14 protein-coding genes are annotated in these 14,169 nt (G+C 39.6%); 10 read left to right on the top strand and 4 right to left on the bottom strand.

Annotated elements, in window-relative coordinates:
* The first annotated feature begins 79 nt into the window (after positions 1-79).
* The 4 genes from hemW to queF all read left to right on the top strand — a co-directional run bounded on the left by hemW (position 80) and on the right by queF (position 3,185).
* The gene (hemW, locus tag F8M47_RS03455) at positions 80-1,237 is read left to right on the top strand and encodes a radical SAM family heme chaperone HemW (protein WP_150538817.1); all 1,158 of its coding nucleotides are present in this window, start codon (positions 80-82) and stop codon (positions 1,235-1,237) included.
* A gap of 75 nt (positions 1,238-1,312) precedes the next feature.
* Positions 1,313-1,783 (top strand): thioredoxin-dependent thiol peroxidase, encoded by a 471-nt coding sequence (gene bcp / locus F8M47_RS03450; protein WP_150538816.1) that lies wholly within the window; start codon positions 1,313-1,315, stop codon positions 1,781-1,783.
* Entirely contained in the window at positions 1,783-2,331 is a 549-nt protein-coding gene (gene gmhB, locus F8M47_RS03445; RefSeq protein WP_150538815.1) for a D-glycero-beta-D-manno-heptose 1,7-bisphosphate 7-phosphatase, read from the top strand. Before bcp ends, gmhB begins: the two co-directional genes overlap by 1 nt.
* A gap of 14 nt (positions 2,332-2,345) precedes the next feature.
* A complete protein-coding gene (gene queF / locus F8M47_RS03440) occupies positions 2,346-3,185 on the top strand; it encodes an NADPH-dependent 7-cyano-7-deazaguanine reductase QueF (protein ID WP_150538814.1) in 840 nt (279 codons plus the stop codon).
* A 57-nt stretch (positions 3,186-3,242) separates the two neighbouring features.
* Here queF and trmJ read toward each other — a convergent pair whose 3' ends face one another.
* On the bottom strand, positions 3,243-3,971 hold the full coding sequence (gene trmJ, locus F8M47_RS03435) for a tRNA (cytosine(32)/uridine(32)-2'-O)-methyltransferase TrmJ (protein ID WP_150538813.1): 729 nt from the start codon (positions 3,969-3,971) through the stop codon (positions 3,243-3,245).
* Positions 3,972-4,184: 213 nt separating this feature from the next.
* On the opposite strand from trmJ, the gene pntA reads away from it, so the two are divergent.
* Together pntA and pntB are read left to right on the top strand one after the other, a co-directional pair.
* Complete coding sequence (gene pntA, locus F8M47_RS03430) at positions 4,185-5,723, top strand: Re/Si-specific NAD(P)(+) transhydrogenase subunit alpha (protein WP_150538812.1); 1,539 nt, start codon at positions 4,185-4,187, stop codon at positions 5,721-5,723.
* Between the two features lie 10 nt (positions 5,724-5,733).
* Complete coding sequence (gene pntB, locus F8M47_RS03425; protein ID WP_150538811.1) at positions 5,734-7,182, top strand: Re/Si-specific NAD(P)(+) transhydrogenase subunit beta; 1,449 nt, start codon at positions 5,734-5,736, stop codon at positions 7,180-7,182.
* 108 nt (positions 7,183-7,290) lie between these two features.
* On the opposite strand, the gene dcd is transcribed toward pntB, so the two are convergent.
* Entirely contained in the window at positions 7,291-7,875 is a 585-nt protein-coding gene (gene dcd / locus F8M47_RS03420) for a dCTP deaminase (protein WP_150538810.1), read from the bottom strand.
* An 11-nt stretch (positions 7,876-7,886) separates the two neighbouring features.
* A complete protein-coding gene (gene udk, locus F8M47_RS03415) occupies positions 7,887-8,543 on the bottom strand; it encodes a uridine kinase (RefSeq protein WP_150538809.1) in 657 nt (218 codons plus the stop codon).
* A gap of 117 nt (positions 8,544-8,660) precedes the next feature.
* Here udk and F8M47_RS03410 point away from each other — a divergent pair, with 117 nt between their 5' ends.
* A complete protein-coding gene (locus tag F8M47_RS03410; protein ID WP_150538808.1) occupies positions 8,661-9,296 on the top strand; it encodes a LysE/ArgO family amino acid transporter in 636 nt (211 codons plus the stop codon).
* 84 nt (positions 9,297-9,380) lie between these two features.
* Here F8M47_RS03410 and F8M47_RS03405 read toward each other — a convergent pair whose 3' ends face one another.
* Complete coding sequence (locus tag F8M47_RS03405; RefSeq protein ID WP_150538807.1) at positions 9,381-10,064, bottom strand: 2,3-diphosphoglycerate-dependent phosphoglycerate mutase; 684 nt, start codon at positions 10,062-10,064, stop codon at positions 9,381-9,383.
* Between the two features lie 178 nt (positions 10,065-10,242).
* Here F8M47_RS03405 and envC point away from each other — a divergent pair, with 178 nt between their 5' ends.
* The 3 genes from envC to tamA are packed head-to-tail and all read left to right on the top strand — an operon-like array spanning position 10,243 to position 14,124.
* Positions 10,243-11,445, top strand: coding sequence for a murein hydrolase activator EnvC (gene envC, locus F8M47_RS03400; RefSeq protein WP_150538806.1), 1,203 nt, complete (start codon positions 10,243-10,245; stop codon positions 11,443-11,445).
* A complete protein-coding gene (locus F8M47_RS03395) occupies positions 11,445-12,293 on the top strand; it encodes a divergent polysaccharide deacetylase family protein (RefSeq protein ID WP_150538805.1) in 849 nt (282 codons plus the stop codon). The genes envC and F8M47_RS03395 overlap by 1 nt, the downstream gene beginning before the upstream one ends.
* Before the next feature lie 4 nt (positions 12,294-12,297).
* Positions 12,298-14,124 (top strand): autotransporter assembly complex protein TamA, encoded by a 1,827-nt coding sequence (gene tamA, locus F8M47_RS03390; RefSeq protein ID WP_150538804.1) that lies wholly within the window; start codon positions 12,298-12,300, stop codon positions 14,122-14,124.
* Positions 14,125-14,169: the final 45 nt, after the last annotated feature.

Here is a 14,169-nt window from a genome sequence, read left to right as displayed (position 1 = left end):
TCTCTCTCACAGAAAACTTTACTTTTAAGTTTAACCACTTTTCGTTATCATATTTTTATTTAGTTATAGTCATTAAAACGTGAATTTTTCTCTTCCTCCATTAAGTCTTTATATTCATATTCCGTGGTGTATACAGAAGTGCCCGTACTGCGATTTTAATTCCCATGCGCAAAAGGGCGTGATTCCAGAAGCGGAGTATATTCAACATTTACTTGCAGATTTATCGCAAGATTTGACCGCTTATCAAACTGCAATTGGCAACCGAAAAATCCATTCTATCTTTATTGGTGGTGGCACGCCGAGTTTGTTTTCGGCAGAGGGGATCGCTTATTTGTTAGCGGAAATTGAGCAACGTATTCCATTTGAAGCTGATATTGAAATTACTCTAGAAGCCAACCCAGGTACGGTAGAAGCAGAACGTTTTCTAGGCTATGCACAAGGTGGAGTAACACGCATTTCAATGGGAATCCAAAGTTTTGAGCCAGAAAAATTGCTTAAACTTGGGCGTATTCACGATGCTAATGAGGCAAAACAAGCGGTCATTTTTGCGCAAAATTCTGCAAAATCAGGTTTAAAAAGTTTTAATATCGATTTAATGCACGGTTTGCCAAATCAATCGGTTGAGCAAGCCTTATCCGATTTAAAGCAGGGCATTGAACTTAATCCGCCACATTTATCGTGGTATCAATTAACCATTGAGCCGAATACCATGTTTTATTATCGCCAGCCAACTTTGCCAAATGACGATGAGCTATGGGATATTTTTGAGCAAGGGCATCAGCTACTTACCGCAGCAGGTTATGAACAGTATGAAACTTCTGCCTATGCGAAAAAGGGCTATCAATGTCGCCACAATCTAAACTATTGGCGATTCGGTGATTATTTAGCGATTGGTTGTGGCGCGCACAGTAAGATCAGCTATCCAACGGGCGAAATTTATCGCTTTAGTAAAACCAAACATCCAAAAGGCTATATGCGAGGTGAATATCGTTACAGCCAAGATCTGATCGAATTAGGTGATCGTCCATTTGAATTTTTTATGAACCGCTTTCGTTTGTTAGAAGCCACGCCAAAACAGGAGTTTGAACTATACACTGGGCTTGATCGTGAAATTGTTAAACCTACCATGGATTGGGCGTTGAGCAAAAACTATATTTCAGAAACGGAAAGTCATTGGCAGATCACTCAGCATGGTAAACTGTTTTTAAATGAACTGTTGGAAGGTTTTTTGGAATAGCTTTTGCAAAAAAATTCAAAGATTTGACCGCTTGTAGTAGAATACAAGCGGTCTTTTTTTAGGAATTTTTTGCAAATGAATACACTTAAAGCAGGCGATCAAGCGCCACAATTTACCTTATTAGATCAGCACGAACAATCTGTTTCATTAAGCCAATTTTCTGGTAAAAAAGTGCTGGTTTATTTTTACCCAAAAGCGCTCACACCAGGTTGCACCACACAAGCTTGTGGCTTGCGTGATAGCAAATCTGCGTTAGATGAACTCAATGTGATTGTGCTAGGCATTAGTCCCGATTTACCGAAAAAATTAGCGCAATTTGTCGAGAAAAAAGCACTGAATTTCACTTTATTATCTGATGCAGATCACCAAGTTGCCGAAGCCTTTGGTGTATGGGGTGAAAAGAAATTTATGGGCAGAACCTATGACGGCATTCACCGTATTAGTTTTCTCGTGAATGAGCAAGGCGTGATTGAGCAGGTATTCGAGAAATTTAAAACAGGCGAACATCATCAAATGGTGATTGATTTTGTAAAAGGAAACAAATAATGACGAATAAGGCGATATTTCTTGATCGTGACGGCACCATCAATATCGATCATGGTTATGTACATCAAATTGATGATTTTCAATTTATTGAAGGCGTAGGAAAAGCGTTAAAACAGCTACAAGATAAAGGCTATTTATTGGTTTTAGTGACTAATCAATCAGGTATTGCGCGTGGCTATTTTAGCGAAGAGCAATTTAATCAATTAACCGAATGGATGGATTGGTCGCTTGATGAAGACTATGGCGTAGTGTTAGACGGCATTTATTATTGCCCGCATCACCCTGAAGGCAAAGGCGAATACAAAGAGGATTGTGATTGTCGTAAACCAAAAGCAGGCATGTTTAACCAAGCGATTGCCGATCTAAATATTGATCCGCAGCAGTCATATATGGTTGGCGATAAATTAGAAGACTTATTAGCCGCTGAAGCCGCAGGCGTGAAAACCAAAGTACTTGTCCGCACGGGGAAAACGGTAACCCCAGAAGGCGAAACGAAAGCCGATCTTGTGCTAGATAGTCTAGTGGATTTAGTGCGTTATATTAAATAATTGATGAAAATAAGATGAACTACAACGATAAATCTTTAGCTGCTCTGAAATTAGGGCAAAAAACGGAATATAAAAGTGAATATGATCCAAGTCTTTTACAGCCCGTACCACGTAAATTAAACCGTGATGGTTTAGGGATTACCGATCAACAGCCGTTTGATCGTGGTGCTGATGTTTGGACTTGCTATGAACTGTCTTGGTTAAACGAGAATGGCTTACCACAAGTGGCAATTGCTGATGTGGCAATTGATTTTCGCAGCGAAAATTTAATTGAATCAAAAAGCTTTAAACTCTATCTAAATAGCTTTAATCAAACCAAGTTTGCTTCGATTGAACAAGTAGAGCAAACATTAGCGCAAGATTTAAGCCATTGTGCAAGCGGTCAAGTTTCGGTAAAAGTTTACAAATTATCGGCTTATAGCCAACAACCGATTGTTGATTTTGAGGGTGATTGTATTGATGAACAAGCTATTCAGATTGATAGCTATGCTTTTTCGAATCGTTATTTAGAGAATATCGCACAAGGGGAAGTGGTTAAGGAGACATTAGTCAGTCATTTGCTTAAATCAAACTGCTTGATCACCTCACAGCCAGATTGGGGCAGCGTACAAATTCACTATGTAGGTAAAAAATTAAATCGAGAAAAACTATTACGCTATTTGGTGTCATTCCGTGAACATAACGAATTTCACGAACAGTGTGTAGAACGAATTTTTACCGATTTAATCCAATTTGCGCAGCCTGAAAAATTGACGGTGTACGCCCGTTACACTCGTCGAGGCGGCTTAGATATCAACCCATTCCGCTCAAACTTTGAATCCGTTCCAGCAAACTTAAGAATGGCACGTCAATAAAAATAAACACACGAAATTTTCGTTCAGTAGCGAGATTTCGTGTGTTTTTATTTAGGGTTATTTTGACCACTGTTTTTCCACAGAGGTTAGCATACCTCTTAACAAATTCAGCTCATTGGTTTCGAGTTCGGCGCGTTGGTACAAGCGACGTAGTTTTAACATGACTGCATCATTGCGAATAAAGCCTAATTGTTTGTAGAGGCGTTCGGTATGCTTAAAGAAATGTTCTAGTGCTTCATTGGTTGGGTAGTCTTTTTCTTCAACAAGCGGTCGGATTTTAGCATTTTTTTGCAAATCTAACCAAGCCATCCGTACTTCGTAGCTTGCCAGTTGGACTGCCATGGCTAAATTTAATGAGCCATATTCGGGATTAGTTGGAAAATTTAAATGGTAGTGACATTTAAGCAGTTCTTCGTTAGTCAATCCAACTCGTTCCCGTCCGAATACAATCGCCACCTTGCCTTTTATTGCGCGTTCAATTGCCAATTTCCCGCACTCTTTCGGCTCAATTAAGCTGTTTTGTAAATGACGCAATCTTGCACTGGTGCCGATAACCAGTTGGCAATCAGCAATCGCTTGTTCAAATGAATCGAAAGTTTGTGCGCTATCAAGCACATCTTTTGCACCAGCAGCGAGGGCTTGAGCCTGTTCATCAATTGGATTAAGCGGAGCAACTAAACGGAGATTTGAAAGCCCCATAGTTTTCATCGCGCGTGCAGCAGAACCGATATTGGCGGGGAGGGAGGTTTCAATCAAAATAATTTGAATTTGGTCTAAGATATGCATTTTTGTTCTAGTGATTAGATTGAGTTAGACGAGATTCTAGCAGATTTGTGATGGGCTGAAAAATAAAGCTCAGAAAACCCACAATTATTGATTTAGTAGGCATAATTTTTTACCAATTCTACTCATTTAATGGTACATTACGGCTAGTCTTATTTTTTCAAAATAGACTAATTGTAGTCAAATATATAAACACACAACCATACAGGAGTCTTTATGCTTATTGGTGTACCAAGAGAGCTGTTAGACGGTGAAACACGTGTGGCGGCAACGCCAAAAACCGTTGAACAGATTAAAAAGCTTGGCTTTGATGTGCTCGTTGAACACGATGCAGGTTTTAAAGCAAGTTTTGATGACAGCGCATTTGTAAATGCAGGCGCGTCTGTTGGCTCGCAACAAGAGGTTTGGAATTCAGATATTATTTTTAAAGTGAATGCGCCAACCGATGCAGAAATTGCTCTTATCAAAGAAGGGGCAACGCTGGTGAGTTTTATTTGGCCTGCGCAAAATCCACAATTAATGGAAAAGCTGCAAGCGAAAAAAATCAATGTATTAGCGATGGATGCGGTGCCTCGTATTTCTCGTGCGCAAGCGCTTGATGCATTGAGTTCAATGGCGAATATTTCAGGCTATCGTGCGGTGATTGAAGCAGCTAATGCATTTGGTAGTTTCTTTACAGGACAAATTACCGCGGCGGGTAAAGTTCCACCTGCAAAAGTACTTGTAATTGGTGCTGGTGTGGCTGGTTTAGCCGCAATCGGTGCAGCAAATAGCTTAGGTGCGATTGTACGTGCATTCGATTCTCGTCCAGAAGTAAAAGAACAAGTTAAATCAATGGGTGCTGACTTCTTAGAAATTGATTTCGAAGAAGAGGGCGGTTCTGGCGATGGTTATGCGAAAGTGATGTCAGAAGAGTTTAACCGTCGTGCAATGGAACTCTATGCAGCACAAGCAAAAGAAGTTGATATTATTATTACTACGGCTGCAATTCCTGGTAAACCTGCGCCACGTTTGATCACCAAAGAAATGGTTGATTCAATGAAACCAGGTTCGGTGATCGTTGATTTAGCCGCTGCAACGGGCGGTAACTGTGATTACACTAAAGCAGGTGAAGTAGTTGTAACCGAAAACCAAGTAAAAGTGATTGGTTATACCGATTTCCCAGCGCGTTTACCAACTCAATCTTCACAACTTTACGGTACAAACTTAGTGAATTTACTCAAGTTACTTGCGCCGAATAAAGATGGTCAAATTGACATTAATTTTGAAGATGTGGTGTTACGTGGTGTAACAGTGGTGCGTGATGGTGAATTGACATGGCCTGCGCCACCAATTCAAGTTTCGGCTCAACCACAAAAGCAAGTAGCAGTAGCGCCTGTTGAGAAAAAAGAAGAGAAACCAACCGATCCTCGTGTGAAATATGGTGTAATGGCAGGTGTGGGAGCATTATTTTTATGGCTTGCATCTGTAGCACCAGCTGCATTCTTATCTCACTTTACTGTGTTCGTTTTAGCTTGCGTAGTAGGCTATTATGTGGTTTGGAATGTAAGTCATGCGCTACACACTCCGTTAATGGCGGTAACCAATGCAGTTTCGGGCATTATTATTGTAGGTGCGGTGCTACAAATTTCTCAGCCAACAGGTAATTTTTTCGTTGATATTCTTGCCTTTATTGCGATTTTAGTTGCGAGCATTAATATCTTCGGTGGCTTTAAAGTAACGCAACGTATGCTTGCAATGTTTAGAAAAGGTTAAGGAGAAACTCATGTCTTTTGGATTTGTAACTGCTGCATATATTATTGCTGCGATTCTCTTTATTATGAGTTTAGCAGGGCTTTCTAAACACGAAACCGCAAAAGCAGGTTGTTGGTACGGTATTGTCGGTATGGCAATTGCGTTAATCGCAACTATTTTTGGGCCGCAATCGCACGGTACACTTTGGATTCTAATTGCAATGGCAATCGGTGGTGTGATTGGTGTGCAAAAAGCGATTAAAGTGGAAATGACAGAAATGCCAGAGCTAGTAGCAATTCTGCATAGCTTTGTAGGTTTAGCAGCAGTATTAGTGGGCTTTAATAGCTACGGTTTACACGTAGATGCTATTCCACCTGCAAACTTAGATGAAGTTGCATTGGCGGCATTCCATGCAGAGCAAGCAACACTTGCAAACATTCATAATGTTGAAGTGTTCCTTGGTATCTTTATCGGTGCGGTAACTTTCTCTGGTTCATTAGTGGCATTCGGTAAATTAAGCGGTAAATTATTCGGACGTAAAGTGTCTTCTGCAGCATTAAATATTCCACATAAACATAAATGGAATTTAGCGGCACTAGTTGTTTCTGCTTTTTTAATGGTGGTATTCCTAAATAATCCGCACAATATTTTCCCAGTGTTGATTATGACTGCAATTGCATTAGTCTTCGGTTGGCACTTAGTGGCTTCTATCGGTGGTGCGGATATGCCAGTTGTGGTATCAATGCTGAATTCATATTCAGGTTGGGCAGCTGCCGCTGCAGGCTTTATGTTAAGCAACGACTTATTAATCGTAACGGGTGCGTTAGTCGGTTCGTCTGGTGCGATTCTCTCTTACATTATGTGTAAAGCGATGAACCGTTCATTTATCAGTGTAATTGCTGGAGGCTTCGGTACCGAAGTGAAAGCAAGTTCAGGTGATGAAGAACACGGTGAACACCGTGAAACTAATGCAGAAGAAGTGGCTGAAATGCTGAAAAATGCAAGCTCTGTCATTATCACCCCAGGATACGGTATGGCGGTAGCTCAAGCGCAATATCCTGTTGCAGAAATTACAGCAAAATTGCGTGAAAAAGGCGTAAATGTTCGCTTCGGTATTCACCCTGTTGCAGGTCGTTTACCTGGCCATATGAACGTATTACTTGCAGAAGCAAAAGTGCCTTATGATATTGTACTTGAAATGGATGAAATCAATGATGATTTTGAAGAAACAGATGTAGTATTGGTTATCGGTGCAAATGACACGGTAAACCCAGCGGCATTAGATGATCCTTCAAGCCCAATTGCGGGTATGCCAGTATTAGAAGTGTGGAAAGCGCAAAACGTTATCGTATTCAAACGCTCAATGGCAGTTGGTTACGCAGGCGTACAAAATCCACTGTTCTTCAAAGAAAACACGCAAATGTTATTCGGTGATGCGAAAGAGCGTGTGGATGACATTTTAAGAGCATTAAATAGCTAATAAACAAAAAGAGATCGAATTTTCGATCTCTTTTTTTTGTCCTTTATACTTGGAATAAGCGGTTAAATTTCATGGTTTTTTTGCAAAAAGATCTGAAAATTTGCCCGCTTAGTCGTCTTGATTGATACGGCTAGAAACAGCATTTTGTTGATTCTTGTATTTTGCATCTTTACGTGCGTTATAAGGTTTTGCAGCATGACCGCTTAACACTTCAAAGCTTAATGCACCAATTGCCATCGTTGGGCGTAGTGCCAAAGGTAATTTACCTGCATTAAAAAATTCCAACACGATTTTGCCATGCCAACCTGGGTCAATACGGTGAGCGGTTACGTGAACCATTAAACCCAAACGAGCCAACGAAGAACGCCCGTCTAACCAACCCACAATATTATCAGGCAAAGTGACGGATTCTAATGTGGTAGCAAGCGCTAATTCGCCTGGGTGAAGGAAAAACGCATCGCCGTCAGCAATAATAATTTCTTCGCTCATCACTTTATCTAATTGAGCGGTAACTTCTTCACGAGGGCCACTTAAATCAATATACGGTGTAGCGTGTTCACGAAATACACGGAATGAATTACCTAAACGCACATCAACCGTAGCACCTGAAATTTTATCGTTTGAGGGGCGAGGCTCAATTGCAATTTTGCCTTCATTTAAATAACGTTCTATATCTGTATCACATAAACGCATCGTGATTTATCCTATTTTTTAGCTGCTAATAATTGCTTGATTTGAGCTTTTAAGATGTTGATTGCAATACGGTTTTTACCACCTTTTGGCACAATAATATCCGCATATTGCTTAGATGGCTCAATAAATTGTAAGAACATTGGACGAACCGTTTTACGATATTGGGTAATAACCGATTCCATTGAGCGACCACGTTCCACCAAATCACGTTGTAAACGGCGGATAAAACAAATATCTAATGGCGCATCGACGAAAATAGACACATTGATTTCATTACGAATTTCTTCATCGGTAAGGAGTAAGATGCCTTCTAAAATAATGATTTTTTTCGGTTCAAAATGTTTTGTGGTGGTTTTACGGTTATGTTCCGCGTAATCATATTCTGGGATTTCAATTGCTTTGCCTTGCTTGAGTTGGCGTAAGTGTTCTACCAGTAAATGATGATCCATTGAATTGGGGTGATCGTAGTTCGTTTTAACACGCTCATCCATAGTTAAGTGGGTTTGATCTTTATAATATGCATCTTCAGAAATGATGCTGATGTCGTCCGCGCCTAATTCTTCTTTTAATTCTTTATAAATGGTGGAGGCAATAAGACTTTTTCCAGAAGCGGAAGCGCCAGCGATTGCAATCACAATGCAAGCTTGGTTTTCAATTGTTTCAGACATAAATCGGTTCCTAAATACTAGTCATTAAGGATAGGGACAAAAATTCAGGGGATTATACCGCATTTTTGTAAAAATTGGCGTATAATCCGCGGTTTATTCACTTTATTTGAGGAAAAAATGGAAACTTTTATTCAAGGGGTTGCCGTTTGTTTTGGTTTGATTGTTTCAATTGGTGCACAAAATGCCTTTGTGTTGAAACAAGGGATCTTAAAGCAACACGTATTTGGGGTGGCATTATTATGTTTCTTAGGCGATGTATTTTTAATGACCTTAGGCGTTTTAGGGCTAGGCTCAATCGTTGCTAATTTACCCATGTTAAGTTTAGCCATTGCATTACTTGGCGCCTTTTTTCTGCTTACTTATGGTAGTCGTTCGTTTATCAGTATTTTCAAAAATGATGAGGCGCTAAAAGCAAGTGATGAAAATGCAACAAGTTTAAAAAAAGCATTGATGATTACTTTTGCGATCACTTTTTTAAATCCGCACGTTTATATTGATACTGTAGTGATTTTAGGTGGGATTGGTGGCAACCTAGACCTTACGGGCAAAATGGAATTTTTAGGTGGTGCATTAACCTGCTCATTGCTATGGTTTTTTGGCTTAGGGTATGGCGCAGGGTTTTTATCCCCTTATTTTGAAAAGCGCAGAACGTGGCAGATTCTAGATTTTATTACTGGCGCAATTATGTATGCGATTGCGATAAGTTTAGCGATATATGCATTCCAATTAGCAAAACAAATTTTTGCTTGGTAAGCGGTCAAATTTCACTATTTCTTTGCAAAAAGGAACGCTCGAAGTGTTAGCTCCGAGCGTTTTTTCTTTGAGTCGAAAACTAAATTATAAGTAGAATTTTTCTACGAAATTTAATTTGTCATCTAATTTTAATACTAATGGCTGACCTGTAGGGATTTCAAAATCCATGATCTCTTCGTCAGAAATACCGATAATGTGTTTTGCTAATGCGCGGAGAGAGTTACCGTGAGCGGTTACGAGAACACGTTTACCAGATAATAATGCAGGGGCAATTTGATCTTCCCAGAATGGTAAAACACGCTCAAGGGTGATTTTGAGGTTTTCTGCATTTGGGATCACATCTTTTGGTAAGTGAGCATAACGGCGATCGTTATGTGCAGAATTTGGATCTGCAGCATCTAAATCTGGAGGAGAGATATCGTAAGAACGACGCCAAATGTGAACTTGCTCATCACCATATTGTTCAGCTGTCGCTTTTTTATCTAAACCTTGTAACGCACCATAGTGACGTTCATTTAAACGCCAGTTTTTTACTTGTGGAATCCATAATTGATTAGACTCTTCTAATACGATGTTACAAGTTTTGATTGCACGAGTTAAAACAGAAGTGAATGCGATATCAAACTCATAACCTGCTGCTTTTAATTTTTGACCAGCAGATTTTGCTTCTTCAATACCACGCTCTGTTAAATTAACATCACGCCAACCTGTAAATAAGTTTTTAGCATTCCACTCACTGAAACCGTGGCGAATAAATACTAATTCCATAAAGACTCCTATGTTTTTAGTTGATTTGAAAACTGCGTATTTATAGCAAAAATTGGCTTGTTTTGAAATAGCAAGATGATTTCTTTTTGTAAAAGGCACAGAAAAGCTGATTTTACGCAAATATTTTATTAGAATAAGCTATTTTGTAATCTACGATTTCTTGATATAGGTATATTTTGTGAAAGCATTCCGACCTCTTTATTTAACGCTCTTTTTTTCAGGGCTTGTTTATCTTTCTTTTCCGTCTGCTATGGCTACGGAATTGTCTAATATTCAACAAAAAATTAAACAACAACAAAGTAAAATCAATGAACAGCGCCAAAAACGCAATGTGTTGCAATCTACGCTTAAAACCCAAGAAGTGGAAATGGGCAAAGTGTTAGATAAATTAAAAGAAACGGAGATGTCTTTATCAGAAACCCGTCAAGCAATTAAGCGTACCGAGCAAGAAATTCAAAGATTAGAAAAGCAAGAAAAAGAGCAAAAAGAAAAATTGAAAGAACAACTTGATTCAGCTTATCGTTCAGGGATTCATCCTTCAGTATTAGAGCGTTTAATGTCGGAAAATGCAAAAAATGCTGAAAGAATGACCGCTTATTATGAGCATATTAATCAAGTTAGGATTGATACAATTAATGAATTACGTCGTACGCAAGCAGAACTAAAAGCTCGTCGTGATGAACTTAAAGGACAACAAAAAGGTCAGCAAACTACCTTAACTGAGCAAAAGAAACAGGAAAGAGATTTAAAGAAAGTACAAAACGAACGTGAAAATACATTACGTTCGATTAATAAAACCTTAGAACAAGACGAAAGCCGTTTAGAATCGTTAAAAAATAATGAGTCTGCGTTACGTAGCCAATTAGCTAAAGCTGCTGCAGAATCAGCACAACAAGAAAAACAAGAAATTGCAAAATTAGAACAGAAAAAAAATAGCGAAGAAAAACGTAAGGCGACCGAGCAAGAGAAACAACAAGTGCGTGCGGGTAGCGGTTTAGGTGCGCCGAATAAACAATTTAATATGCCAGTAGCGGGTAAAGTCGTGAATAGTTTTGGTTCTCGCCAAATGGGGGAAGTAACTTGGCACGGTGTGGTGATTGCAGCCAGCGCAGGTACGCCAGTGCGAGCCATTGCGGGCGGTCGTGTAATTTTGGCGGATTGGTTACAAGGCTACGGACAAGTTGTGGTGGTCGATCACGGTAATGGCGATATGTCGTTATATGGTTATAACCAGTCTGTTTCAGTGCGCAAAGGTAGCCGAGTTTCTGCGGGGCAGCAGATTGCAAGTGTTGGAAATTCAGGCGGACAAAATCGTTCGGCACTTTATTTTGAAATTCGTCGTAAGGGAAATCCGAAAAATCCAATGGGTTGGGTGAAATAATGTGGAATTTATTTGGATATAAGCGGTCTATTTTGGCGATTTTTTTGCAAATTTTATGCTTAATCACACCGCTGGCACAAGCAGGCAAGTTAGCCATTGTAATTGATGATATCGGGTATCGGGTTAAAGAAGATGATGCTATTTATGCTCTTCCTAAAGAAGTCAGTGTAGCAATCATTCCTGTTGCACCTTATGCAACAGCCAGAGCAAAGAAAGCATACGAGCAAAAAAGAGATATTTTGATTCACTTACCGATGCAACCTAAAAATAAACATCAACCGATTGAATCGGGGGCGTTAATGGTTGGTGCAAGTGAAGCAAAAATTTCACAGCTTATTCAATCAGCACGCAATCAAGTGCCGTATGCGATAGGGCTAAATAATCATATGGGTAGTGGGGCGACCGCAGATCGTACAACCATGGGCCATTTGATGAAGGTGTTGGCTCAACAACAATTGTTCTTTTTAGATAGCAAAACGGGTGCCAGTGTTGCGGCCAAAGTGGCACGAGAATTTGGTGTAAAAGCGCTTGAACGCAATTTATTTTTAGATGATAGCGATGCGTTAAGCGATGTTCAGCATCAATTTAATGCGGCAATGGAATATGCACGTAAGCATGGTACAGCAATTTTAATTGGGCATCCTCGTAAAAATAGTGTAGCGGTACTTGAGCGTAGCATTGCTAATTTACCTAAAGATATTCAGCTAGTGAGCATAGGCAGTCTATGGCGTAATGAAACCGTTGTGCCAGAAGAGCCATTTATTATGCTGTTTGATAATCCGCCTGCGCCAACGTCAATTGCACCGTTTAACGCTGTTCCTCTATTACGAGGTATTCCAAAAGAGTAAAATTATGAAATTTAAACCACATTTTTTAACTTATTGTTGCTTATTGGCATTGACACAAATGAGCCATGCCGATGAACTCGCACCAGCGGAAACCGAAACCGCTGAACAAGTAGAAAAGAATGAAGATGTGCAACAAAATTCGAAAATTGAACCGCTTGTTGATTTAGACGTAAAAGGCATTGAACAAAAAGATAGAGAGGCTTGGGCGAATGTTAAAATTTACCTCGGACAAATTGCGAATGAATATGCTGATGGCTCAGAACGTCACCAATATTTAGTGCAAACTGCGGTGGATAAAGCATTGCGTGCTAAGGGTTATTACAATACACAGTATCAATTTATTCAAACGCCGAGAGCGGGTAAAAAGCCGTTACTAACACTCAATGTTGAACTGGATAGCCAAAAAGTCAAAATTGATGAAACGGATATTCAAATTAAAGGTGAAGCGAATAAAGATGAGGAATTTACTAAGCTCGTCGATTCTGCACCTAAAAAAGGCAGCGATTTAAATCACGAACAGTACGATAGCTTTAAAAGTAACATTGAAAGTTTAGCTTTTAAAAAAGGCTATTTTGATGGTAATTGGTTATATCATCGCTTAGAAGTTTATTCAACAGAACACGTTGTTGATTGGCGTTTAGGTTATGACAGTGGCGTGCGTTATCGTTATGGCGAGATCAGTTTTACTGATAATCAAATGAAAGAAGAATATTTACGTAATATCTTAAAAGTAAAAACGGGGGATCATTACTATGCAAATGATCTTTCGCAAATGACTTCTGATTATTCTTCTAGCAATTGGTTTTCATCTGTGTTGGTTGAACCGCAGTTAAATGAAGCAGAAAAAACGGTGGATTTAAATGTATTATTTCAACCTAAAAAGAAAAATGATGTTGAGGTGGGGATCGGTTTTGCTACGGAAGCAGGGCCGCGTTTGCAATTAAATTGGAAAAAACCGTGGCTGAATAGCCGTGGGCATAGTATCGAATCTCGCACTTATATTTCTAAACCAGAGCAACGTTTCGAGTTTGGTTATAATATTCCGTTACGGGAAGATCCGCTACATTATTACTACCAGTTTTCAGGCTCATTGGAAAATGAAGATCAAAACGACACTAAATCAACCGCTGCAACACTTGGTTTTCAGCGTTTTTGGACGCATGAAACAGGCTGGTCATTTTCTGCAGGGGTAAAAGCGCGTTACGATTCTTTTACGCAAGCAAATGAATCGCATCGTACATTGTTGGTCTATCCTACTGCTTCACTCAATCGTACCCGTACCGATGGCAATCGCTTTCCATTGTGGGGCGATAGCCAAAAATTAACGGTAAACTGGGGGTCAAAAGCCCTTGCTTCGGACGTAAATTTTTATAGCTGGAAAGTTTCAAATGCTTGGGTAAGAACTTATTTTGATCATCATAGATTCTTCCTGCGTGGTGAAGTAGGATATATTCATTCGAAAGACTTTTATCGCATTCCACCTGCATTGCGTTATTTTGCAGGGGGCGATATGAGTGTACGAGGCTTTGGCTATAAAGATATTTCGCCCAAAGATCCACGCGACGGCAAATTGTTGGGTGGTTCTCATTTAGCAACAGCAACAGTGGAATATCAATATCAAGTGTATCCAGATTGGTGGGGTGCCGTGTTTTATGATACAGGTTTAGCGTCAAACAAATTTAAAGCGAAAGACTTACATTCAGGTGCAGGTATTGGTGTGCGTTGGGCTTCACCAATCGGTGCCATTAAATTTGATTTAGCCACACCAGTAAGATCGCCAAATAATGAAAAAGGCGTACAGTTTTATATTGGGCTAGGCTCAGAATTATAATCGTGAGAGTAGTATTTAAGCGGATAGATTTATCCGCTTTATTTG

The sequence above is a fragment of the Actinobacillus vicugnae genome (assembly GCF_901687125.1).
Taxonomy (GTDB): domain Bacteria; phylum Pseudomonadota; class Gammaproteobacteria; order Enterobacterales; family Pasteurellaceae; genus Actinobacillus; species Actinobacillus vicugnae.
The sequence above is the reverse complement of the archived record's forward strand: the minus strand, read 5'-3'. Positions and strand labels throughout refer to the sequence as shown.